This is a genomic window from Rhizobium sp. A22-96 (assembly GCF_053521805.1).
Genome location: NZ_JBNWDQ010000004.1, coordinates 201,118 through 221,764 on the forward strand (window position 1 = coordinate 201,118; position 20,647 = coordinate 221,764).

A 20,647-nucleotide genomic window follows, 5' to 3' on the forward strand; every position below is an offset into this window, starting at 1 on the left:
CCCTTACAGGCTCCAGACGGAATGACCTTCCAGCAGGGGGTTGGCCGGGTCAAGCGCCGCTTTCACATCGACGACTACACCGTTTTCGCTGAGCAGATTGAGGATATCGGCAGCATCGCCAGCCAGATAGGATTTATGGGGAACGGCGAGGATGAGAGCGTCGAGCTTGCCGAAATCCTCCAGCGCCGCCAGGCGTATGCCATATTCTTCTTCCGCTTCCGCATGGTTTGCCATCGGGTCGTGCACCAGCGGCTCCAGGCCGAATTGGTGCAGCTCGCTTATAATATCGGGCACGCGGCTGTTGCGCAGATCCGGCACATTTTCCTTGAAAGTCAGGCCGAATATGCCGATGCGGGCGCCGTTGATCGGTCTTTTTGCCGAGACCAGCATCTTGATGAGCTTCTGGGCGATGAATGCCCCCATGCCGTCATTGATGCGGCGGCCGGACAGAATGACCTCCGGATGGTAGCCGAGTTCTTCCGCCTTGGCGGTGAGATAATAGGGATCGACGCCGATGCAGTGGCCGCCGACGAGGCCGGGCGTAAAGGGCAGGAAATTCCATTTCGTCCGTGCCGCCGTCAGCACGTCGGCAGTGCGGATGTCCATCTTTTCGAAGATGATCGACAGCTCGTTCATCAGGGCGATGTTGACGTCGCGCTGGGTGTTCTCGATCACCTTGGCGGCTTCGGCGACCTTGATGCTGGGGGCGCGGTGAATGCCGGCCTCGACCACTGCGCCATAGACGGCGGCAATCCTCTCCAGCGTCTCCTCGTCGTCGCCGGCGACCACCTTCACGATGCGCTCGAAAGTGTGTTCCTTGTCGCCGGGGTTGATGCGCTCCGGTGAATAGCCGACGTGGAAATCCTCGCCCTGGCGCAAGCCCGAGACTTCCGCGAGCACCGGGCCGCATACTTCTTCGGTCACGCCGGGATAGACGGTGGATTCGTAGACGACGACCCCGCCTTGGCGCAGCACCTTGCCAACCGTGCGCGAGGCGGAGATCATCGGCCTCAGATCCGGCTGCCGGTTGCGGTCGATCGGCGTCGGCACGGCGACGATGAACATATTGCGATCCCGCAGATCCTCGATGTCGCTGCTGATGCGCAATCCGCTTGCTCTCAGCTTTTCGGCCGAAACCTCGCGAGTATCGTCGTCACCAGCCTTCAGTGCGGCGACACGGGAGGCCTTGATGTCAAAACCGACCACATCATGGAATTTTTCTGCAAGCGCGATCGCGACGGGCAGCCCCACATAACCCAGGCCGATAACGGCAATCTTTTCATTCAACACAGCATACCTCGAACACTCCACCTGAATTAGCCCAAACCTGAGGCTCGTGTCAGCGTCAATATTTGCCACAAGCGCGGTTTCTGCTGCGGGTCGCGTGAATGTGAATATCGGCTGCCGGCTTTGCAATAGGCTGGAGATACGGGGTTGCGGCCGGTTGTGGGGCTGGTTTTGGCAATGCGCCTGATATGGACATCGAAACTTTCCCGTCCCGAACCTATTTATAGGGGTGAGAGTTATTTTCTCGGAAAGGGTGGTTCGCGATGCGAAACAGCCATCTCAAATATCTACGCTCCCAGCGCGAGGATCTCGAAGCCAAGCTTGAGCTGCATATAGCACGCTATTGTTTCGGTGACGGCGAGGTCGAAGACGGTACCGAGGCGGAGTTGCGGCAGCGGATCGCGGAAGTATCCGACGAGATTGCCCGGCTTGAAGGCGAGCGCGGCGAATAGGTCAGCTTTCAATCAGCACTTTGCCTCGGCTGGCTGGGGAATAGCGCCGCTTAAGCAATAAAGCTTGAGCGGCGCAGACACGCAAACATCTCGACATCGGCAGCTGTTCAGCGCGATAAGATCGGAGCGATTATCCGTGACGATGAGGAGCCGATGAAGCCGAGCCTGTCCACCCTTCTCAGCATCAATGGCGGCTATGTCGATACGGCCGGCTTTCTTGCCCTGCATGGTTTGTTCACCGCACATGTTACCGGTAATTTCGTGACGCTTGGTGCCACTTTGGCGCTGGGCACGTCGGGTGCCGTCGCCAAGCTCCTGGCGCTGCCGGTTTTCTGTGTCGTGGTCGTTCTCGCTCGCCTGCTTGGAGGAGATTTGTCGCGGCGCAATCTGCCGACGTTGCAGATCGTCCTGACGTTGAAATTTTTCCTGCTGGTGCTTGCGGCGTTTTTCGCTATGCGGTTTGGCCCGTTTGCCGATGGCGACGGCTGGCAGGCGATCGTGACCGGAATGACGCTGATTGCGGCGATGGCGATCCAGACGACGGCGCACCGCATCCATCTCGGCTCGACACCGCCGACGACGATGATGACAGGCACGACGACACAGATCATGATCGATATCGCCGATCTCCTGCGCGGCGCCAAGCCCGAGGAAAAAGCCGCAACAAAGGCGCGGCTTGGCCGCATGGGGGCGGCTGTCGGTGGCTTTGCTTTAGGCTGCGCGGTGGCGGCAACGCTTTTCCTGCTTTTCGGCATGGTCTGCTTCCTGCTGCCGCCGGTGCTGGCGCTTGCGGGAATTCTCATGCATGCCGGCAGATCGGCAAAGCCGGCTTAGCTTTTCGTCTCCATCCATTTCTGATCGTGCCAATCTTGCTTCTTTCTCCAACCTTGCAAGTCGGCTACAGCTCTCTAAGTGTACGCGTCGGATCGAAGCCGGTTCGCCGCATTTTGGGGCGGCAGATTGTTGGTGAATTGAGAAGGGGTGAGCATGGCAGGAGAAACGGTGCTTGTGGTCGGCGGAGCCGGCTATATCGGCTCGCACACATGTCTGGATCTGGCGAACAAGGGGTTCAAGCCCGTCGTCTATGACAATTTCTCCAATGGGCATCGCGAGTTCGTCAAATGGGGCCCGGCCGAAGAGGGCGATATCCGTGATCGGGCGCGCCTCGATGAAGTCCTTGCCAAGCACAAGCCGGCCGCCATCCTGCATTTCGCCGCGCTGATCGAAGTGGGCGAGTCAGTCAAGGACCCGGTATCCTTCTATGAAAACAACGTCATCGGCACGCTGACGCTTCTGTCGGCGGCGCAGGCGGCGGGCGTCAATGCCTTCGTCTTTTCCTCCACCTGCGCGACCTACGGCCTGCCGCAGAGCGTGCCGCTCGATGAGAGCCATCAGCAGGTGCCGATCAATCCCTACGGCCGCACCAAATATATCGTCGAGCAGGCGCTTGCCGATTACGATCAGTACAAGGGCCTGCGCTCCGTGGTGCTGCGCTATTTCAACGCTGCCGGCGCCGATTTCGAGGGACGCATCGGTGAATGGCATACGCCGGAAACCCATGCCATTCCGCTCGCGATCGACGCAGCGCTTGGCCGCCGCCAGGGCTTCAAAGTGTTCGGCAGCGACTATGATACCCGCGACGGCACCTGCGTTCGCGATTACATCCATGTGCTCGACCTTGCCGATGCCCATGTCCGCGCCGTTGAATATCTACTGCGCGGTGGCGACTCCGTTGCCCTCAATCTCGGCACCGGCACGGGTACGACGGTCAAGGAGCTGCTGGGAACGATCGAGACCGTGTCGAAGCGGCCGTTCCCGGTCGAATATGTCGGCCGTCGCGAGGGCGATTCGACGACGCTCGTCGCCAATAACGACAAGGCCCGCGATATCCTTGGCTGGTCGCCACAATATGATCTGACCGGCATCATCGAATCCGCATGGAACTGGCATGCCAAATCCAACCAGCACTGAGCGGTCTTCGTCTCCGGGTAGCGTCAAGGGCAAGCGCCCGAATGTGCTGCTGATTTCAGCTGATCAATGGCGGGGCGATTGCCTCTCCGCCGTTGGTCATGATTGTGTCAAGACGCCGAATGTCGATGCCTTGGCGCGGGAGGGCGTGCTCTTCCGCCGGCATTATGCCGGGGCCGCGCCTTGCTCGCCGGCGCGGGCGACGCTCTATACCGGCCTCTACCAGATGAACAATCGCGTTTGCCGCAATGGTTCGCCGCTGGATGCGCGTTTCGATAATCTGGCTCTTGCGGCCCGGCGGGCAGGCTACGATCCGACGCTGTTCGGCTATACCGACACGGCGCCCGATCCGCGCAGCAAGGACCCAAGCGATCCGCATCTGACGACCTATGAGGGCGTGCTGCCCGGCTTCACGGCGCGGCAGCTCCTGCCCGAGCATGAGAAGCAGTGGCTGTCCTGGTTGCGGTCGCGCGGCCACGCCGATGCTTTCAGCCGCGATATCCATATTCCTGTCGGCGCCGCGCCCGGCGAGATTTCCAATAATGCGCCCGCCTATTCCAAGGATGAGACGCAGACGGCCTTCGTGACCGGGGAGTTCATCCGCTGGCTTGGCGAGCAGGACGCGCCCTGGTTCGCGCATGTTTCCTTTCTGAGGCCGCATCCGCCGTTTTCGGTGCCGGAGCCTTATAATCGCATGTTCTCCGCCGCCGATGGCCCGGCCTTTGCGCGGGCGATCGATCGCCAGACGGAAATGTCTGCTCATCCGCTGCTTGCTTTTGCCCTGCCGCAGATCGGCAAGGGCGGGTTCATGTATGGTGGTGAAGGTTCCATCGCGGATTGGTCTGCGCAGGATCTTTCAGCGATCCGCGCCATCTATTATGGCATGATTTCAGAAGTGGACGCGCAGCTCGGCCGCATCTGGCAGGCGTTGAAGGATGCCGGTGCCTGGGACGATACGCTGATCATCTTCACCTCGGACCATGCCGAGATGATGGGCGATCACTGGATGCTCGGCAAGGGCGGCTTCTATGACGCCAGCTATCATGTGCCGCTCGTCATTCGTGACCCTGCCCAACCTGTCGCGGGTGGCGGGGAGGTGGAGCATTTCACCAGCTCTGCCGATATTTTCCCAACGCTATGCGACCGGCTTGGCATCGCGCCTGAAAACCATGTCGATGGCGAAAGCCTCCTGCCGTTCATCGGGGGCTCTGCCCCGGATAGCTGGCGCGACGCCGCGTTCTGGGAGTTCGATTTTCGCGACATCGCCAACGAAAGCCCCGAGCGGCATTTTGGCCTGAGGTCCAATGCCTGCAATCTCGCCGTTATCCGCGACGAGCGGTTCAAATATGTCCATTTTGCCGGCTTGCCGCCTGTCCTGTTCGATCTGGTGAAAGATCCGATGGAGCTTTCGAACGTCGCAGAGGATAGCGCTTACATGGCCATGCGGCTTGCCTATGCCGAAAAGCTTCTCTCATTGCGAGCGGAGCATCTGGACCAGACGCTCGCCTATACGGAATTGACGGAAGAAGGGCCGGTTTCGCGCCGGCCCTGAGTCGTTCCAGCTATTTGCTCTTACGCAATTTTCCTGATGTCACTCTTCAGGCAAACGATCCTAGATAGGTCATCTTGCCCACAGGCAGGCCGCGGCTGCGCAATATTCCGTGTGCCGTGGTGAGGTGGAAGAAGAAGTTCGGCAGCGCGAACTTGGCAAGATAATCTTCGCCCTTGAAGACGGTCTTGTTGCCGCCCGGGGAGATGGTGACTTCCCTGACATCGCTGCCTTCCATAATCTCCGGCGTCACCGTCGCCAGGAAATCCTGGGTTTTCTTCAGACGTTCGCGCAGGTCGGCGACGGTTGTCTCATTGTCTTCGAAACTCGGGGCATTGATGCCCGCGAGCCGGGCGATGGTGAGCTTTGCCGTGTCGGAAGCGCGCTGGTACTGACCGGAAAGCGGTAGCATGTCGTCAAAGAGGCGTGCGGCGACGAGCTCGTTCGGCTCGATACCCTTCTCAGTGGCATAGGCTTCGATCTTGTCGAGATAGGCCGAAAGGTTTTGCAGGCCGCGTTGAAAGACGGGGACCGAGAAACTGTACATCGAGGGCATGTTTGTTCTCCATTGCGGGCCGCTCGGGCGGCCGGGATCGGCGGCATTCTAACCCGCTCCTGTGGCGATGAAATAACCGTTCCATCGGGCGGGGTGTCCCTATGTAGGTTCGGCGGCCGATTCTTGCAGTAGCAGCGACAATAAATCCGCCTTCGCCCCCTCCTGCGATGCGGTCTGAAATTAGTGTTGACGTTTGTCATGAAAAATGGAATGAATATTCCGCATATAGAATTTTACGGTTTGTTTGTTCCGTTTTTAGCGTGGCCACCATGGGAGTGGTGGCCGAATTGAATAGACGCCCTGCGGTCGAGACCGAGGGTTCCGGCATTTAGGAGGGGTGTGGCCGGGCACCGTATCTGGGAGGAAAACATGAAGAAATTTATTCTTGGCTCGGCGATGGCGCTCATGTTGTCGACCGCGGCTCATGCCGAAACCATCGGCGTGTCGATGGCGCTGTTCGACGACAACTTCCTGACCGTTCTGCGCAACGGCATGCAGGACTACGCAAAGGGCCTGAACGGCGTGACGCTGCAGGTCGAAGACGCTCAGAACGATATCGCCAAGCAGCAGAGCCAGGTGCAGAACTTCATCGCCAGTAAGGTCGATGCCATCATCGTAAACCCGGTCGATACCGACGCGACGGCCGCGATTTCCAAGCTCGCCGCCGATGCCAAGATCCCGCTCATCTACGTCAACCGCGAGCCGGCAAACGTCGACAGTCTTCCGGAGAAGCAGGCCTTCGTCGCCTCCAACGAGCAGGAATCCGGCACGCTGGAAGCCAAGGAAGTGTGCAGGCTTCTCGGCGGCAAGGGCAAGGCCGTCGTCATGATGGGCGAACTGTCCAACCAGGCAGCCCGTATGCGCACCAAGGACGTACATGACGTTCTCGCCACCGACGAATGCAAGGGCATTACCATCGTCCAGGAGCAGACTGCCAACTGGCAGCGTACCCAGGGCGCCGACCTCGTCACCAACTGGCTTTCCAGCGGCCTCGAATTCGATGCCGTGATTTCCAACAACGACGAAATGGCGATCGGCGCCATCCAGGCGCTCAAGGCTTCGGGCAAGTCGCTCGACAAGATCGTCGTTGCCGGTGTCGACGCGACGCAGGATGCTTTGGCTGCAATGCAGGCCGGCGACCTGAAGGTCACCGTGTTCCAGGATGCTGCCGGCCAGGGCAAGGGCGCCGTGGATGCCGCGCTGAAGCTTGCAAAGGGCGATAAGGTCGACAAGAAGGTCTACATTCCCTTCCAGCTCGTGACGCCCGCGAACGTCAAGGACTTCGTCAAGAAGAACTGATGCCGCGATGATCGACGGATGCGGGCGCCTGAGCCCGCATCCCCACAAATCTGATCTGCCCGGGAGGGAAAAATGGTTGTAAGCCCATCGACCATGGCTGCGGTGCGCGCCAGCGGCGCCGTCCCCAATTCGGCCTTTCTGCTGAGCGCAGACGGCATCCGCAAGGAATTTCCAGGCGTTCTGGCCCTCGACGATGTTTCCTTCCATCTGAAGCGCGGCACGGTGCATGCACTGATGGGTGAAAACGGCGCCGGCAAGTCGACGCTGATGAAGATCCTTGCCGGCATCTATATTCCCGACCAGGGCGAGGTGCGCCTCAAGGGCGTCGAAATCCGGCTGAAATCGCCTCTGGATGCGCTGGAAAACGGCATTGCCATGATCCATCAGGAACTGAACCTGATGCCCTTCATGACGGTGGCGGAGAATATCTGGATCCGCCGCGAGCCGAAGAACCGCTTCGGCTTCGTCGATCACACCGAGATGAGCCGCAAGACGGAAGAGCTCTTCAGCCGCCTCAACATTTCCATCGACCCTGAAATCCAGGTGAGCGAGCTTTCGGTCGCCAGCCGGCAGATGGTCGAAATCGCCAAGGCGGTTTCCTACAATTCCGACGTGCTGATCATGGACGAGCCGACCTCGGCTCTGACCGAGCGCGAAGTGGCGCATCTGTTCGAGATCATCCGGGGCCTGCGCGAACAGGGCATCGGCATCGTCTACATCACCCACAAGATGAACGAGCTGTTCGAGATCGCCGACGAATTCTCGGTGTTCCGCGACGGTAAATATATCGGCACCCACGCCTCTACGGACGTCACGCGCGACGACATCATCCGCATGATGGTCGGTCGCGAGATTACGCAGATGTTTCCGAAGGAAGAGGTGCCGATCGGTGATACCGTCCTCTCGGTCAAGGATCTCAGCCTCGATGGCGTCTTCTCGAATATTACCTTCGATGTCAGGGCCGGCGAAATCCTCGGCGTTGCCGGGCTGGTGGGATCGGGCCGGTCGAATGTCGCAGAGACGCTCTTTGGCGTGACGCCTGCGTCGTCCGGCACCATCGAGCTGTTCGGCAAGAAGGTCGAGATTTCCTCCCCGGCGGCGGCGATCCGTCACGGCATGGCGTTCCTGACCGAAGACCGCAAGGATACCGGCTGTCTTCTCATCCTCAGCGTGCTCGAAAACATGCAGGTTGCCGTGCTGCACGACAAGTTCGTGCGAGGGGGCTTCGTGCAGGAGGGCGCGATCGAGCAGGTCTGCGAGGAGATGGCCAGGAAGTTGCGCGTCAAGACGCCGAACCTCGATGAGCGCATCGAAAACCTGTCCGGCGGCAATCAGCAAAAGGCACTGATCGGCAGGTGGCTGCTCACCAATCCCCGCATCCTGATCCTCGACGAACCGACCCGCGGCATCGATGTCGGCGCCAAGGCGGAAATCCATCGTCTCGTCACCGAAATGGCGCGCAACGGCGTCGCCGTCATCATGATCTCCTCGGAAATGCCCGAGGTGCTCGGCATGAGCGACCGCATCATGGTGATGCATGAGGGACGGGTTACCGGATTCCTGGATCGCGCGGACGCAACTCAAGTGAAGGTGATGGAGCTGGCCGCGCAGTGACGCCGCCAACCGTCGCAAGGGAGGACTGAACCATGGTTAGCAAAGCTGCAGAGGCCGCCGCACCGGCATTGACCCGTCCGAGACGCCGCCGCGTTCCGCCGGAACTCGGCATCTTCCTCGTGCTGATCGGCATCGCGCTTCTCTGTGAAGTCTTGGGCTGGATCTTCGTCGGCCAGAGCTTCCTGTTGAATCTGCAGCGCCTGAAGATCATGATCCTGCAGGTCTCCGTCATCGGCATCATCTCCGTCGGCGTGACGCAGGTCATCATTACAGGCGGCATCGATCTATCGTCCGGTTCCGTCGTCGGCCTGACGGCCATGGTCGCGGCCAGTTTCGCCCAGTCTTCGACATGGGCCCGCGCCGTCTATCCGGCACTGACCGACATGCCATTCTTCGTTCCGATTGGCATCGGTTTGCTGATCGGCCTTCTCGCCGGCTATATCAACGGCCAGCTCATCACCCGGACGAAAATCCCTCCTTTCATCGCCACGCTCGGCATGATGGTCTCGGCGCGCGGCCTGTCGAAACTCTATACCAAGGGGCAGCCGATCTCGGGCTTGACCGATCAGTTCAATTTCATCGGCTCCGGCATCTGGCCCGTCGTCGTCTTCCTGATCATCGCGGTCATTTTCCATGTGGTGCTGCGTTATACGCGCTACGGCAAGTTCACCTATGCGATCGGCGCCAATGTGCAGGCGGCGCGCGTCTCGGGCATCAATGTCGAGGGACATCTGGTCAAGGTCTATGCAATTGCAGGCCTTCTGGCCGGTCTCGCCGGTATCATCACCGCTGCCCGCGTCCAGACGGCGCAGGCGGGCATGGGCGTCACCTATGAATTGGACGCCATTGCAGCGGCCGTCATCGGAGGCACCTCGCTCACCGGCGGTGTCGGGCGCATCGCCGGTACGGTGATCGGCACGATCATTCTCGGCGTGATGATTTCCGGCTTCACCTTCCTGAATGTGGATGCCTATTACCAGGAAATCGCCAAGGGCGTCATCATCATCGCCGCCGTCGCCATCGACGTCTATCGCCAGAAGAAGCGCGCCAAGCGCTGAGCTGCCTGAAACATCATTGGTAAATTTGAGGCGGGGTTTTGCCCCGCCTTTTGCATTTGACTGCGGCATTGCATGCAAATGCAAATTTTTTTCTTTTGGCTATGGCGAATCCTGTCAGCTTTTCTATTCTGGCCGCTTTCCATTCGCCCTCGAGGGCGCTTCATCCAGGATAGACGATGCAATCCGTATTCGATGGTCATAACGACGTTCTTCTGAGACTTTGGCATCACCAGCGCGATGGCGCCGATCCGATCGCCGAGTTCAGGGACGGGATATCGAGCGGCCATATCGATGCACCCCGCGCCAAGGCGGGTGGTCTCGCCGGCGGTCTCTGCGCCATCTACATTCCATCGGGCGATCTCGTCTTCGCCGATCCGGACAGTAACGGTCACTATGCGACACCGCTGGCCGCTCCTCTGGAACGGGCACAGTCGCTCGATATCGCCCTCGAAATGGCGGCGATTGCGCTCAGGCTCGATCGCGCCGGCGCCTGGAAGCTTTGCCGCACCACCGCTGATATCCACGATTGCATGGAAAAGGACATCTTCGCGGCTGTCATGCATATGGAAGGCTGCGAAGCCATCGATGCCGATCTCGTCGCGCTCGAAACCTTCTACGCTGCCGGGCTGCGCTCGCTCGGTCCCGTCTGGAGCCGCAACAATGTCTTCGCTCATGGCGTTCCGTTCGCCTATCCGAGCTCTCCCGATACCGGACCGGGCCTTACGGATGCCGGCTTCGCGCTGGTGCGTGCGTGCAACCAGCTCGGCATCCTCGTCGATCTCGCCCATATCACCGAGAAGGGCTTCTGGGATGTCGCCAGGACATCGGACCAGCCGCTCGTAGCCAGCCATTCCAATGCCCATGCTCTGACGCCGGTTGCGCGCAACCTCACCGACAAGCAGCTGGACGCGATCAAGGAAAGCCACGGCATCGTCGGTCTCAACTATGCGACGGCCATGCTGCGCGAGGATGCGCGCTCGGATGCCGATACGCCGCTGGAGGCGATGGTGCGCCACGTCGATCATCTTGTTTCGCGTGTCGGCATCGATTGCGTCGGCCTCGGATCGGACTTCGACGGCGCCACCATTCCTGAGGAAATTAGCGATGCAGCAGGTAACCAGAAGCTGATTGCCGCTCTTCGGAACGTTGGATATGGTGAGGCAGATCTTGCAAAGCTGTGCAGGGAGAACTGGCTTCGCGTCCTGGCGTCCGCCTGGAAGGAAGGCAACTCAACGAGTGCGTCCTGACATTGCTTCGAGTTTTTAAAAAAGGGGAATGACAATAATGATTATCACCAAGATGAATGGCCGTTTTCGGGCGCTTTCCGCCGGCGTGGCTCTGTCGCTTCTGCTGATGGCCGCGCCGAATGCCTATGCCGCAACGCCCAAGGACACGCTGGTCGAAGGCTTTGCCTTCGACGATATTCTCAGCATGGATCCGGCCGAAGCCTATGAGCTCTCCACGGCTGAAATCACCGGCAACACCTATAGCCTGCTCGTCCGCCTCGACATCAACGACACCTCCAAGATCAAGGCCGATATTGCCGAGAGCTGGTCTGTCTCCGACGATCACCTGACCTATACGTTCAAGCTGAAGCCCGGCCTGAAGTTCGCGTCCGGCAACCCGATCACCGCCGACGATGTTGCCTGGTCGTTCGAGCGCGTCGTCAAGCTCGACAAGAGCCCGGCCTTCATCCTTACCCAGTTCGGCCTCACCGGCGACAATGTGACGGAAAAGGCCAAGGCGACCGATCCGAACACCTTCACCTTCACCGTCGACAAGCCTTACGCACCGAGCTTCGTGCTGAACTGCCTGACGGCAACGGTCGCCGAAGTGGTCGACAAGAAGCTGACGCTGCAGCACGTCAAGCCAGTGACGCCATCGGCCGACTACAAGTATGACAATGATTTCGGCAATGGCTGGCTGAAGACCGGCTTTGCTGGCTCCGGCCCGCTGAAGCTGCGCGAATGGCGCGCCAACGAAGCGGTCGTGCTTGAGCGCAACGACAATTACTACGGCGAAAAGGCGAAGCTGAACCGCGTCATCTACCGCTTCATGAAGGAAAGCTCGGCGCAGCGCCTGGCGCTGGAGAACGGCGATATCGATATCGCCCGCAACCTGTCGCCGACCGATCTCGAGGCCGTGGACAAGAACCCGCAGCTGGCTTCGACTAGCGCGCCGAAGGGCACGATCTACTATATGAGCCTCAACCAGAAGAATCCGAACCTTGCCAAGCCGGAAGTGCAGCAGGCGTTCAAATATCTGGTCGACTACGACGCCATCGGCAAGACCCTGATCAAGGGCATCGGCGAGATCCATCAGACCTTCGAACCGAAGGGCATGCTCGGCTCGCTGGATGAAAACCCGTTCAAGCTCGACGTTGCCAAGGCCAAGGAACTGCTGGCCAAGGCAGGCCTGCCGAATGGTTTCTCGATCACCATGGACGTGCGCAGCATCGAGCCGGATACGAGCATTGCAACCGCGATCCAGCAGACGCTCGGCCAGGCCGGCATCAAGGTCGAGCTCATCCCCGGCGACGGCAAGCAGAAGCTGACGAAGTATCGTGCCCGTAACCACGATATCTATTTCGGCAACTGGGGCCCGGATTATTGGGACCCCCATTCTAACGCCGATACCTTCACGACCAACGACGACAATTCCGACACCAGCACCAACAAGACGCTGACCTGGCGCAACACCTGGACCTCTCCTGAGCTGGAGAAGGAAGCCAAGGCTGCACTCTTCGAGAGCGACGCTACCAAGCGCGGTGCCATGTATCAGGAAATCCAGAAGAAATTCCTGGACGCGAGCCCCTTCATCATCCTCTATCAGCAGACGGAAGTCGCCGGCTATCGCAAGGATGTGGAGAATTTCAAGCTCGGCCCGAGCTTCGACAACAACTTCGTCTGGCCGATATCGAAGCGATAATCCGGTAGGATTAGTTCTTTGAGCACCGTCGAACGGAAAATGCAGGTGCGGCCCAAGAAGGGCCGTGCCGCTCCTTTTTTCATGGGTCTGCTGCGATTCCTCGTCGTTGCGGTCACGACCTATCTTGGCCTTCTGGCCGTCACCTTCTTCATCGGGCGCGTCATACCGATCGATCCGGCGCTTGCGATCGCTGGCGACCATGCTCCGGCGCAAGTCGTGGAGCGTCTGCGCCGCGAGATGCATCTCGACCAGCCGCTTTATCAGCAGTTCTACTATTACCTGCTGAGTGCGCTCAGCGGCGATTTCGGCACGTCGGTGCTGACGACCAATCCCGTCATGGACGACATCAAACGGGTCTTCCCGGCGACGATGGAGCTTGCGACGGTCGGTACGATCATCGGTGCGCTGTTCGGCGTTCCCTTCGGCGTGCTTGCCGCAGTCAAGCGCAACAGCTTCATCGACCAGATCGTCCGTGTCATCGGTCTTGTCGGCTATTCGCTGCCGGTCTTCTGGCTGGCGATGGTGTCGCTGGTCATCTTCTATGCGAAACTGAACTGGGTCGCCTATCCCGGCCGTATCGATATCGCCTTCGAATATACCTTCACGCCGGTTACCGGCTTCTTCCTGCTGGACAGTGCCATGCAGGGACAGTGGGACGTCTTCTGGGACGTGTTCCGCCATATCATTCTGCCGGCCTCGCTGCTCGGCTATTTCGCGCTTGCCTATATCAGCCGCATGACGCGCAGCTTCATGCTGAACGAGCTGGGGCAGGAATATATCGTTGCCGCGCGCGCCAAGGGTCTTTCCGAGACGCGGGTGATCTGGGGCCATGCCTTGCGCAGCGCCATGGTGCCGCTGATCACGGTGATTGCGCTTTCCTACGCATCGCTGCTGGAGGGCTCGGTGCTGACGGAGATCGTGTTCTCCTGGCCGGGCATCGGCTTCTACATCACCAGTTCCCTGCGCAATGCCGACATGAACGCCGTGCTCGGTGGGACGATTGTCATCGGCACGGTTTTCATTGCCATCAACCTGATTTCCGATCTGCTCTATCGGACCCTAGATCCAAGGACCCGACGTAAATGACGGCTGAGATCACCCAACCCAGCCTGAGGGATTGGCTGTTGTCCGACCGGCCGCAATCGCGCCGGCAGGCAAGACTGGGGCGTGCCTACGTCACGTGGCGGCAATTCTCCGCCAATCGTTTGGCCGTCGTCGGATTGCTGATTATCGTCGCACTGGTGCTGGTGGCCGCACTCGCCGATGTCATCGCGCCGCATTCGCCCATCATTGGCGACCTTAGCAATGCCTATCTGAAGCCTCCAGGCACGCCGGGCTATCTTCTCGGTACCGACGATCTCGGGCGCGATATCCTGTCTCGCCTGATCTACGGTTCGCGCTGGACGCTCTATATCGTCGTGCTCGTTGCGATCATATCGGCGCCGATCGGGCTGATCATCGGCATGGTCTCCGGTTATCTCGGTGGCTGGACCGATACGATCCTGATGCGCATCACCGACATCTTCCTCGCCTTCCCGAAGCTGGTGCTGGCGCTTGCCTTCGCCGGTGCGCTCGGGGCTGGCATCGAGAACGCCGTCATCGCCATCGCCATTACTTCCTGGCCGCCCTATGCGCGTCTGGCGCGGGCCGAAACGATGACCGTCAGGCGCTCCGACTATATCGCTGCGGTGCAGCTGATGGGCGCCTCGTCGCTGCGCATCATCTTCCGCCACGTTATGCCGCTCTGCATCTCCTCGGTGATCGTCCGCGTCACGCTCGATATGGCGGGCGTCATCCTGACCGCCGCTGGTCTCGGCTTCCTCGGACTTGGCGCGCAGCCGCCTTTGCCGGAATGGGGCGTCATGATCGCAAGCGGCTTCAAATACTATCTCGATCAGTGGTGGGTGGCGGCCATGCCCGGCATCGCGATCCTGATCGTCAGCCTCGGCTTCAACCTGCTCGGCGATGGCCTGCGCGACGCGCTCGATCCAAAGGAGAGCGGCCAATGACAGAGCTGCTGACCGTAGAGAACCTCAGGGTCCGCTATCCCACTCGCACTGGTATCATCGAGGCCGTGCGCGGCGTGTCCTTCACGCTTGGCCGCGAAAGGCTTGGCATCGTCGGCGAAAGCGGCTCGGGCAAATCGCAGACCGGCCGGGCCATTATGGGGCTGACACCGCCACACGCCCTCATCAGCGCCGACAAGTTGAATTTCAGCGGCATGGATCTGCTGTCGATTTCCGCCAAAGAGCGCCGGTCGCTGCGTGGCAAGCGCATCGCCATGGTATTGCAGGATCCGAAATATTCACTCGATCCCGTCATACCCATCGGCAAGCAGATTACCGAGACGCTGCGTACGCATGAGAAAATCGGCAGGGGAGAGGCGCGCGACCGTGCCATGGCCATGCTCGAAGCCGTCCAGATCCGCGACCCCGCCCGTGTCTACAACCTGCATCCGCACGAGGTCTCGGGCGGCATGGGCCAGCGTGTCATGATCGCCATGATGCTGATCGCCGGGCCGGAATTGCTGATCGCCGACGAGCCGACATCGGCGCTCGACGTTACCGTACAGCTCGATGTGCTTGGCATCATGGACAAGCTGGTTTCCGAACGCGGCATGGGGCTGATCTTCGTCTCGCACGATCTGCGGCTGGTGTCGTCCTTCTGCGATCGGGTGATCGTCATGTATGCAGGCAGGGTCGTGGAGGAAATCAAGGCTTCCGAACTGAACAATGCCCAGCATCCCTATACGCGCGGCCTGCTGAACTGCATGCCCGTGATCGGCGAGAACCGTCATCCGTTGCCGGTTCTCGATCGCAAGCCGGAGTGGGCGGCATGACGGCAACGCTTGCAGTTGATGGCCTCAGCGTCGTCTATGATGGCTACTATGCTCTCGATGCCGTCAGCGTCGAGGTGAACAAGGGCGAATCCTTCGGCCTGGTCGGCGAATCCGGCTCCGGCAAGTCGACGCTGCTGCGCGCCGTTGCGGGCCTTGCGCCCGTTGCCGACGGCACGATCCGTGTCGGTGGCGAGCAGTTGAAGGGCGCGCGGCGCAGCAGGGCCTTCTATCGCCAGGTGCAGATGGTGTTCCAGGACCCCTACGGGTCGCTGCATCCGCGTCAGACGATCGACCGGTTGCTACTGGAGCCGCTGGCGATCCATGGTATCGGCGACAGCGAGACACGCATCGCCAGGGCGCTGGATGAAGTGGGGCTCGGGACCGGTTTCCGTTTCCGCTATCCGCACCAGCTCTCCGGTGGCCAGCGTCAGCGCGTTGCCATCGCCCGCGCGCTGATCGTCGAACCGTCGATCCTGCTGCTCGACGAGCCGACTTCGGCTCTCGATGCGTCGGTGCAGGCGGAAGTGCTCAACCTGCTCGAACAGGTGCGCAGAGATCGCAATCTGACATTCGTCATGGTGAGCCACGATCTCGGCGTCGTTACGCATATGTGCGAGCGTCTGGTGGTCATGCGCAACGGCGCGATCGTCGAGCGGCTGAGTGCTCAGCAACTGGCGGCAGGCGACGTCAAGGAAGACTATACGCGCAATCTGATGATCGCCAGCAAGGGTTTCGTCCGCGCCTGAGCGGACGATATCCAACCCTCGGGCGGCATTAACGAATCGCCCTTGAAACACGACCAATCCTGTAGACTATTGACACCTGCCGCAATTCTGTCATGATCTCGTTAATGGCGGTTAACTTTCGTGATCCCGATTAAGGGTCACACGCAAGTGGAGGCAGGCATGTTTTTCATGGGTGGCATGACCATGGGATATCTTCATCCGCCGGTTCCGGCGAAGCAGGAAGGTGCACGGTCTACTTCTCATTGCGAAGACAATAGCCGCCGCCAGGCCGGACCTGCCGAAGAGCAGGCCGCCGATACCAGCGCCATCGAGCGCAGCTTGATTTGGGCTCGCCGCATTCTCTGCTGATTTGGCCTTGCCGATCTTTTGAGCCCTTTGCAATCCAGTGGTTTATTTTTTCTCAGGCGGAGTTCTGGACGGAAATTCATCTCTACCTAATTGATAGGAAATGTATGAATATCCGCTTCTGGGCTTAAGCCGGGATAGATAAGAAAAACGAACGGAGGCAACACATGGCGAATTTGGGTATGTCGAATACGCATGTGAATCAGTTCGATGGTTCCAAGCGAGCCGCCAAGACGCGGCACAAGATACAGACCGCGATTCATGTCGTTCTGTTTTCCGCGGCGTTTCTGTTCGTTGCGGCCATCGTTTGCGGCATCGTTGTCTGATTGATGAGATCTTCGAGAAGGCACCGGGTCTGGTCGCCTTTTACGAATAGGTTCTGGCAAAATCCAATTCCCTAAATGGCGAATATCGAAAGCGCGGCCGACCGAGTTGTCGATGCCGCGTTTTTTCGCGCGGTTCTGCCGTCGCCATTTTCACCCGTGACATCCCTCCTTGTTCAAGCGATAAGCTCCGCCAGGTGACGACGATTCGCTTGTGGTGACGACATGCACGCGATCGTGATCTGGCCGATATCTATCGTGTAGAGCCCGATATCGCTGCCGCTGATATTTATAGCGAAGCGAAATTGACCGGCTGTGGCGGTTGGACCTGGTGTTCAGGATCGGCCAAATGGCTGCATCGCGTAGCAATCGAAGGCTTTTTCGGCCTTCGCGTGAAACACAGGTGAGTTTGTGTCAGGCCGGCGCTGCTTTCGAACTAAGATGACTTTGCGGCAGACAACAATCCGCAATCTATCGAGCGGAAATCGCCGTATTTCCGTCTCAAAAGCGCCCGATGCGATGCGATACTCGGTCACTGTAATGACAGGGCGGTCGCCCATCCCGAAGAGGGCCATCCGATCGAACAGTCGCGTTTATGCACTGTTTCACTTCGAAGATCGGGGCCAAAGGGGGAACTCTTTGGCCTTGATTGCATTTGATTGTTGGAACAGGAGAGTTTGATGAACTCAAGGGCGAATATCGGCCTGACATCGGCGCAACTGATCAACGTGCCGAAGCCAGTTGCGACGCGGGACACACGACTGGATGTCCTGAGAGCCTTGGCTTTGATCATGATCTTCATCAATCACGTTCCCGGGCAGATCTTCGAATCGATAACCTCGAAGAATTTCGGATTTTCCGATGGAGCCGAAGCCTTTGTGCTGATCTCCGGCATTTCCGTGGGCCTGGCCTATGGAACGAGGTTTTCTCCCGGTAACCGGCTGGCGATGATGTGGAAGGCGGTGAAGCGCGCCTTCACACTCTATACCGCACATATGATCACGACCTTCGTGACGCTGATCCTGTTCATTTCCGGCGCCTGGATATTCCACCAGAAGGGCCTCCTGACGGAAGTGAACATCCTCGCGCTGCTGATGGATCCGGCGCGCGGCATTCCGGCGCTGCTGACGCTTGGGCACCAGATCGGCTACAACAACATCCTGCCGATGTATGCCGCCCTGTTTCTGATGCTACCGCTGATCATGCTGCTGGAAGCGAAAAGCCGAGTGCTTCTGCTTGTTGTTTCCGCCGGCGTCTGGCTTGTGTCGGGCACCTATTACATCGCGCCGCATACGACGCTGCTCGACGGCTTCTGGTTCCTCAATCCGCTGTCCTGGCAATTCCTCTTCGTCATCGGCTTTACCGCTACGATGCATGTGAAGCGTGGCGGACGGGTTCCCGTTCATCCCGTGCTGATCGCGATTGCTGCGGCCTATGTGCTGCTGTCCTTCATCTGGGTAACGGACAAGCTCTGGGTGCTTGGCGACTATTTGGCGACGCTCGGCCTGCCGACTGTGGTCACCGGCTTTGACAAGACGTTCCTGTCGCTGCCGCGATTGCTGCATGTGCTGGCGCTTGCCTATCTGATCGTCAGCGTCCCCTCGATTTCGCGGTTCCTGCGCCGTTCAGCCAACCATCCGCTGACAATCCTTGGGCGGCATTCGCTGAGCATCTTCGTCGCTGGTACGATCCTCGCCATGGCCGGCCAGGTCCTGCTTTATGTGACCCATTCGAACCCGGTCATCGGCGCGATCTATGTCGCGATCGGTATCGCCTCGCAGTTCCTTTATGCCTATCATCTCGAGCACAAGCGGCTCCAGGTCGGCGCTCAACGGACTGAGAAGACACCGGCGAGGGCGATTGCGATGCCCATGCATATCGGAAAGCGCCACTGAGTGCCTCCTGGAGCCGCGCATCAGTTGCGGCTCAATCATCTGATTTCCCTCTATAATTTCATTGTGACACTTTCGCGAAGGAAGTGTGACGTGATTTTTCTGCAACGCAAAACCGTCCGAGTGCGTTGCGGCAAAAATTAGAGTGCCCAAAATCTTGTTGTGCAAAATTTAATTGTTATATCGACGACGTGACGGCGCTCGGGGAGTGCCGCCATCGCGTCGCCGGCGTTTCCGAAAGGAGCCGCTGGGCAATCGTGGGGATTGTCAAAATCGGGAATGGGGTAGGGATCGTCGAATTTTCGGCGCGATAACTCATGCCCAATCTATTTTGGATTGGAGTAATCTATGAATATCAGAAGTCTTCTTCTCGGTTCTGCTGCCGCTTTGGCCGCTGCATCGGGAGCACAGGCGGCTGACGCCATCGTGGCTGCCGAGCCGGAACCGCTTCAGTATGTTCGCATTTGCGACGCCTATGGCGCCGGCTACTTCTTTATTCCTGGCACTGAAACCTGCCTGAAAGTCGGCGGCCGCGTTCGCACCGAAGGCGAATGGCATGATGCCTATAATGCCCGCAGCAAGGTCGGTACGTTGTGGCACACGCGCGCTGAGCTGGCCGTTGATACGGCGACGGACACCGAATATGGCCCGCTCAAGACCAATACGGTTATCCGCTGGGATTGGAACGACGGCAACACCACCAGCACCAAGCTGCTCTGGGCCAATATCAGCCTCGGCGGCTTCCTCGTCGGCAAGGCGGACTCGCAGTACAATTACTACATGGGCTATGCCGGCAACGTCATCAACGACGACGTCATTTATGACGGCCCGAAGGAGCTCAACCAGCTCACCTACAAATATGACGCCGGCAATGGCTTTACGGCCGTGATCTCGCTGGAAGATTCCAACTCGGCGAGCGACACCTCGTCCTATGGCGGCGCATGGCAGACCGGCAAGGGCAACCACTATGCTCCGGACGTCGTTCTCGGCGCCGGCTACAAGACGGGTGCATGGACCCTTCGGGTCATCGGGGGCTATGACAGCGTCGTCGAGGAGGGTGCGATCAAGGCTCGCGTCGACGCCGACTTCGGCGCCTTCAAGGCCTTCCTGATGGGCGGCTGGAATACGAACGGCGACAAGCTGAACAAGTATGCCGGCTCCTATCTCAACAGCAACCGTTCCGCCTGCCCGACCAATGGCGCGGATTGCGGCTGGGGCGACTGGGCCTTCTGGACCGGTGCCAGCTATCAGCTGAACCCGAAGCTGCAGGCCAACGCTCAGGTGGCCTACACCGACTCGAAGATCTTCGCCGCCACGGCCAACGTTGCCTGGCGTCCGGTCAAGGATCTGCTGATCGAGCCGGAAGTCTCCTACACCAATTGGGATGCCGCCGACCGCAACCAGTGGGCCGGCGTACTCCGCTTCGAGCGCAAGTTCTGATCCGATCTCGGTTGGGTGCCGATGTTAACTCCTGGTAGCGCCCAGCCGAATTGACCTCCGATCAGAAAAGCGGAAAGGCCCGGTTTTCCCGCCGGGCCTTTCTTTGTTTTGGGGCCGGCTGCGTTTTCCTGGCTCATTCTTTCCGGGTATTGCCCCTCACCCTAACCCTCTCCCCGTTGAAACGGGGAGAGGGGACCTGCTCCGCGTTTTCTGCACTCGCGGAGAAAGGTTCTGACCTTGTGCGGTAAACCCCCTCTCCCCGCTTGCGGGGAGAGGGTTGGGGTGAGGGGCCAGGCACGGGGCTGCCGATCGCGCTGTGCTTGCCTGACAATTGTCATCAAGCCAAATCCT

At 59.5% G+C, this 20,647-nt stretch carries 19 protein-coding genes; 17 read left to right on the forward strand and 2 right to left on the reverse strand.

The window, feature by feature from the left end:
- Window positions 1-3: 3 nt before the first annotated feature.
- Window positions 4-1,290 carry a nucleotide sugar dehydrogenase gene (locus tag ACQZ6F_RS19270; RefSeq protein ID WP_449093982.1) on the reverse strand — a complete coding sequence of 429 codons (1,287 nt, stop codon included), beginning with the start codon at window positions 1,288-1,290 and terminating at the stop codon, window positions 4-6.
- A gap of 260 nt (window positions 1,291-1,550) precedes the next feature.
- Here ACQZ6F_RS19270 and ACQZ6F_RS19275 point away from each other — a divergent pair, with 260 nt between their 5' ends.
- The 4 genes from ACQZ6F_RS19275 (at window position 1,551) to ACQZ6F_RS19290 (ending at window position 5,259) form a co-directional block, all read left to right on the forward strand.
- Entirely contained in the window at window positions 1,551-1,739 is a 189-nt protein-coding gene (locus ACQZ6F_RS19275; RefSeq protein ID WP_449093981.1) for a hypothetical protein, read from the forward strand.
- 153 nt (window positions 1,740-1,892) lie between these two features.
- Window positions 1,893-2,573 carry a YoaK family protein gene (locus ACQZ6F_RS19280; protein ID WP_449093980.1) on the forward strand — a complete coding sequence of 227 codons (681 nt, stop codon included), beginning with the start codon at window positions 1,893-1,895 and terminating at the stop codon, window positions 2,571-2,573.
- Window positions 2,574-2,726: 153 nt separating this feature from the next.
- Window positions 2,727-3,710 carry a UDP-glucose 4-epimerase GalE gene (galE, locus tag ACQZ6F_RS19285; protein WP_077470476.1) on the forward strand — a complete coding sequence of 328 codons (984 nt, stop codon included), beginning with the start codon at window positions 2,727-2,729 and terminating at the stop codon, window positions 3,708-3,710.
- Complete coding sequence (locus ACQZ6F_RS19290; RefSeq protein WP_449093979.1) at window positions 3,688-5,259, forward strand: alkaline phosphatase family protein; 1,572 nt, start codon at window positions 3,688-3,690, stop codon at window positions 5,257-5,259. Before galE ends, ACQZ6F_RS19290 begins: the two co-directional genes overlap by 23 nt.
- Before the next feature lie 46 nt (window positions 5,260-5,305).
- On the opposite strand, the gene ACQZ6F_RS19295 is transcribed toward ACQZ6F_RS19290, so the two are convergent.
- Window positions 5,306-5,812, reverse strand: a complete 507-nt coding sequence (locus ACQZ6F_RS19295) for a DUF1993 domain-containing protein (RefSeq protein WP_068389779.1) — start codon at window positions 5,810-5,812, stop codon at window positions 5,306-5,308.
- Window positions 5,813-6,181: 369 nt separating this feature from the next.
- Here ACQZ6F_RS19295 and ACQZ6F_RS19300 point away from each other — a divergent pair, with 369 nt between their 5' ends.
- The 13 genes from ACQZ6F_RS19300 (at window position 6,182) to ACQZ6F_RS19360 (ending at window position 20,296) form a co-directional block, all read left to right on the forward strand.
- Window positions 6,182-7,111 (forward strand): sugar ABC transporter substrate-binding protein, encoded by a 930-nt coding sequence (locus tag ACQZ6F_RS19300; RefSeq protein ID WP_068390096.1) that lies wholly within the window; start codon window positions 6,182-6,184, stop codon window positions 7,109-7,111.
- A gap of 72 nt (window positions 7,112-7,183) precedes the next feature.
- Entirely contained in the window at window positions 7,184-8,725 is a 1,542-nt protein-coding gene (locus tag ACQZ6F_RS19305; protein WP_174072663.1) for a sugar ABC transporter ATP-binding protein, read from the forward strand.
- A gap of 32 nt (window positions 8,726-8,757) precedes the next feature.
- Window positions 8,758-9,783, forward strand: a complete 1,026-nt coding sequence (locus tag ACQZ6F_RS19310; RefSeq protein ID WP_068389786.1) for an ABC transporter permease — start codon at window positions 8,758-8,760, stop codon at window positions 9,781-9,783.
- A 176-nt stretch (window positions 9,784-9,959) separates the two neighbouring features.
- Entirely contained in the window at window positions 9,960-11,030 is a 1,071-nt protein-coding gene (locus tag ACQZ6F_RS19315) for a dipeptidase (protein ID WP_449093978.1), read from the forward strand.
- Between the two features lie 37 nt (window positions 11,031-11,067).
- A complete protein-coding gene (locus ACQZ6F_RS19320; RefSeq protein ID WP_449093977.1) occupies window positions 11,068-12,711 on the forward strand; it encodes an ABC transporter substrate-binding protein in 1,644 nt (547 codons plus the stop codon).
- A gap of 18 nt (window positions 12,712-12,729) precedes the next feature.
- Complete coding sequence (locus ACQZ6F_RS19325) at window positions 12,730-13,797, forward strand: ABC transporter permease (protein ID WP_449093976.1); 1,068 nt, start codon at window positions 12,730-12,732, stop codon at window positions 13,795-13,797.
- Window positions 13,794-14,720 carry an ABC transporter permease gene (locus ACQZ6F_RS19330; protein WP_449093975.1) on the forward strand — a complete coding sequence of 309 codons (927 nt, stop codon included), beginning with the start codon at window positions 13,794-13,796 and terminating at the stop codon, window positions 14,718-14,720. Before ACQZ6F_RS19325 ends, ACQZ6F_RS19330 begins: the two co-directional genes overlap by 4 nt.
- Window positions 14,717-15,550, forward strand: coding sequence for an ABC transporter ATP-binding protein (locus ACQZ6F_RS19335; protein ID WP_449093974.1), 834 nt, complete (start codon window positions 14,717-14,719; stop codon window positions 15,548-15,550). Before ACQZ6F_RS19330 ends, ACQZ6F_RS19335 begins: the two co-directional genes overlap by 4 nt.
- Complete coding sequence (locus ACQZ6F_RS19340; protein WP_449093973.1) at window positions 15,547-16,296, forward strand: ABC transporter ATP-binding protein; 750 nt, start codon at window positions 15,547-15,549, stop codon at window positions 16,294-16,296. Before ACQZ6F_RS19335 ends, ACQZ6F_RS19340 begins: the two co-directional genes overlap by 4 nt.
- 159 nt (window positions 16,297-16,455) lie before the next feature.
- The gene (locus tag ACQZ6F_RS19345; RefSeq protein ID WP_449093972.1) at window positions 16,456-16,644 is read left to right on the forward strand and encodes a hypothetical protein; all 189 of its coding nucleotides are present in this window, start codon (window positions 16,456-16,458) and stop codon (window positions 16,642-16,644) included.
- Between the two features lie 164 nt (window positions 16,645-16,808).
- Window positions 16,809-16,967, forward strand: coding sequence for a hypothetical protein (locus ACQZ6F_RS19350; protein ID WP_167343891.1), 159 nt, complete (start codon window positions 16,809-16,811; stop codon window positions 16,965-16,967).
- A gap of 677 nt (window positions 16,968-17,644) precedes the next feature.
- Window positions 17,645-18,859 (forward strand): OpgC family protein, encoded by a 1,215-nt coding sequence (locus ACQZ6F_RS19355; RefSeq protein ID WP_449093971.1) that lies wholly within the window; start codon window positions 17,645-17,647, stop codon window positions 18,857-18,859.
- 345 nt (window positions 18,860-19,204) lie between these two features.
- Complete coding sequence (locus ACQZ6F_RS19360; RefSeq protein ID WP_449093970.1) at window positions 19,205-20,296, forward strand: porin; 1,092 nt, start codon at window positions 19,205-19,207, stop codon at window positions 20,294-20,296.
- Window positions 20,297-20,647: the final 351 nt, after the last annotated feature.

Coding starts and splice junctions, on each gene's coding strand:
- ACQZ6F_RS19275 (WP_449093981.1), top strand. CDS start 1,551: ATGCGAAACAGCCATCTCAAATATCTACGCTCCCAGCGCGAGGATCTC.
- ACQZ6F_RS19280 (WP_449093980.1), top strand. CDS start 1,893: ATGAAGCCGAGCCTGTCCACCCTTCTCAGCATCAATGGCGGCTATGTC.
- galE (WP_077470476.1), top strand. CDS start 2,727: ATGGCAGGAGAAACGGTGCTTGTGGTCGGCGGAGCCGGCTATATCGGC.
- ACQZ6F_RS19290 (WP_449093979.1), top strand. CDS start 3,688: ATGCCAAATCCAACCAGCACTGAGCGGTCTTCGTCTCCGGGTAGCGTC.
- ACQZ6F_RS19295 (WP_068389779.1), bottom strand. CDS start 5,812: ATGCCCTCGATGTACAGTTTCTCGGTCCCCGTCTTTCAACGCGGCCTG.
- ACQZ6F_RS19300 (WP_068390096.1), top strand. CDS start 6,182: ATGAAGAAATTTATTCTTGGCTCGGCGATGGCGCTCATGTTGTCGACC.
- ACQZ6F_RS19305 (WP_174072663.1), top strand. CDS start 7,184: ATGGTTGTAAGCCCATCGACCATGGCTGCGGTGCGCGCCAGCGGCGCC.
- ACQZ6F_RS19310 (WP_068389786.1), top strand. CDS start 8,758: ATGGTTAGCAAAGCTGCAGAGGCCGCCGCACCGGCATTGACCCGTCCG.
- ACQZ6F_RS19315 (WP_449093978.1), top strand. CDS start 9,960: ATGCAATCCGTATTCGATGGTCATAACGACGTTCTTCTGAGACTTTGG.
- ACQZ6F_RS19320 (WP_449093977.1), top strand. CDS start 11,068: ATGATTATCACCAAGATGAATGGCCGTTTTCGGGCGCTTTCCGCCGGC.
- ACQZ6F_RS19330 (WP_449093975.1), top strand. CDS start 13,794: ATGACGGCTGAGATCACCCAACCCAGCCTGAGGGATTGGCTGTTGTCC.
- ACQZ6F_RS19335 (WP_449093974.1), top strand. CDS start 14,717: ATGACAGAGCTGCTGACCGTAGAGAACCTCAGGGTCCGCTATCCCACT.
- ACQZ6F_RS19340 (WP_449093973.1), top strand. CDS start 15,547: ATGACGGCAACGCTTGCAGTTGATGGCCTCAGCGTCGTCTATGATGGC.
- ACQZ6F_RS19345 (WP_449093972.1), top strand. CDS start 16,456: ATGTTTTTCATGGGTGGCATGACCATGGGATATCTTCATCCGCCGGTT.
- ACQZ6F_RS19350 (WP_167343891.1), top strand. CDS start 16,809: ATGGCGAATTTGGGTATGTCGAATACGCATGTGAATCAGTTCGATGGT.
- ACQZ6F_RS19355 (WP_449093971.1), top strand. CDS start 17,645: ATGAACTCAAGGGCGAATATCGGCCTGACATCGGCGCAACTGATCAAC.
- ACQZ6F_RS19360 (WP_449093970.1), top strand. CDS start 19,205: ATGAATATCAGAAGTCTTCTTCTCGGTTCTGCTGCCGCTTTGGCCGCT.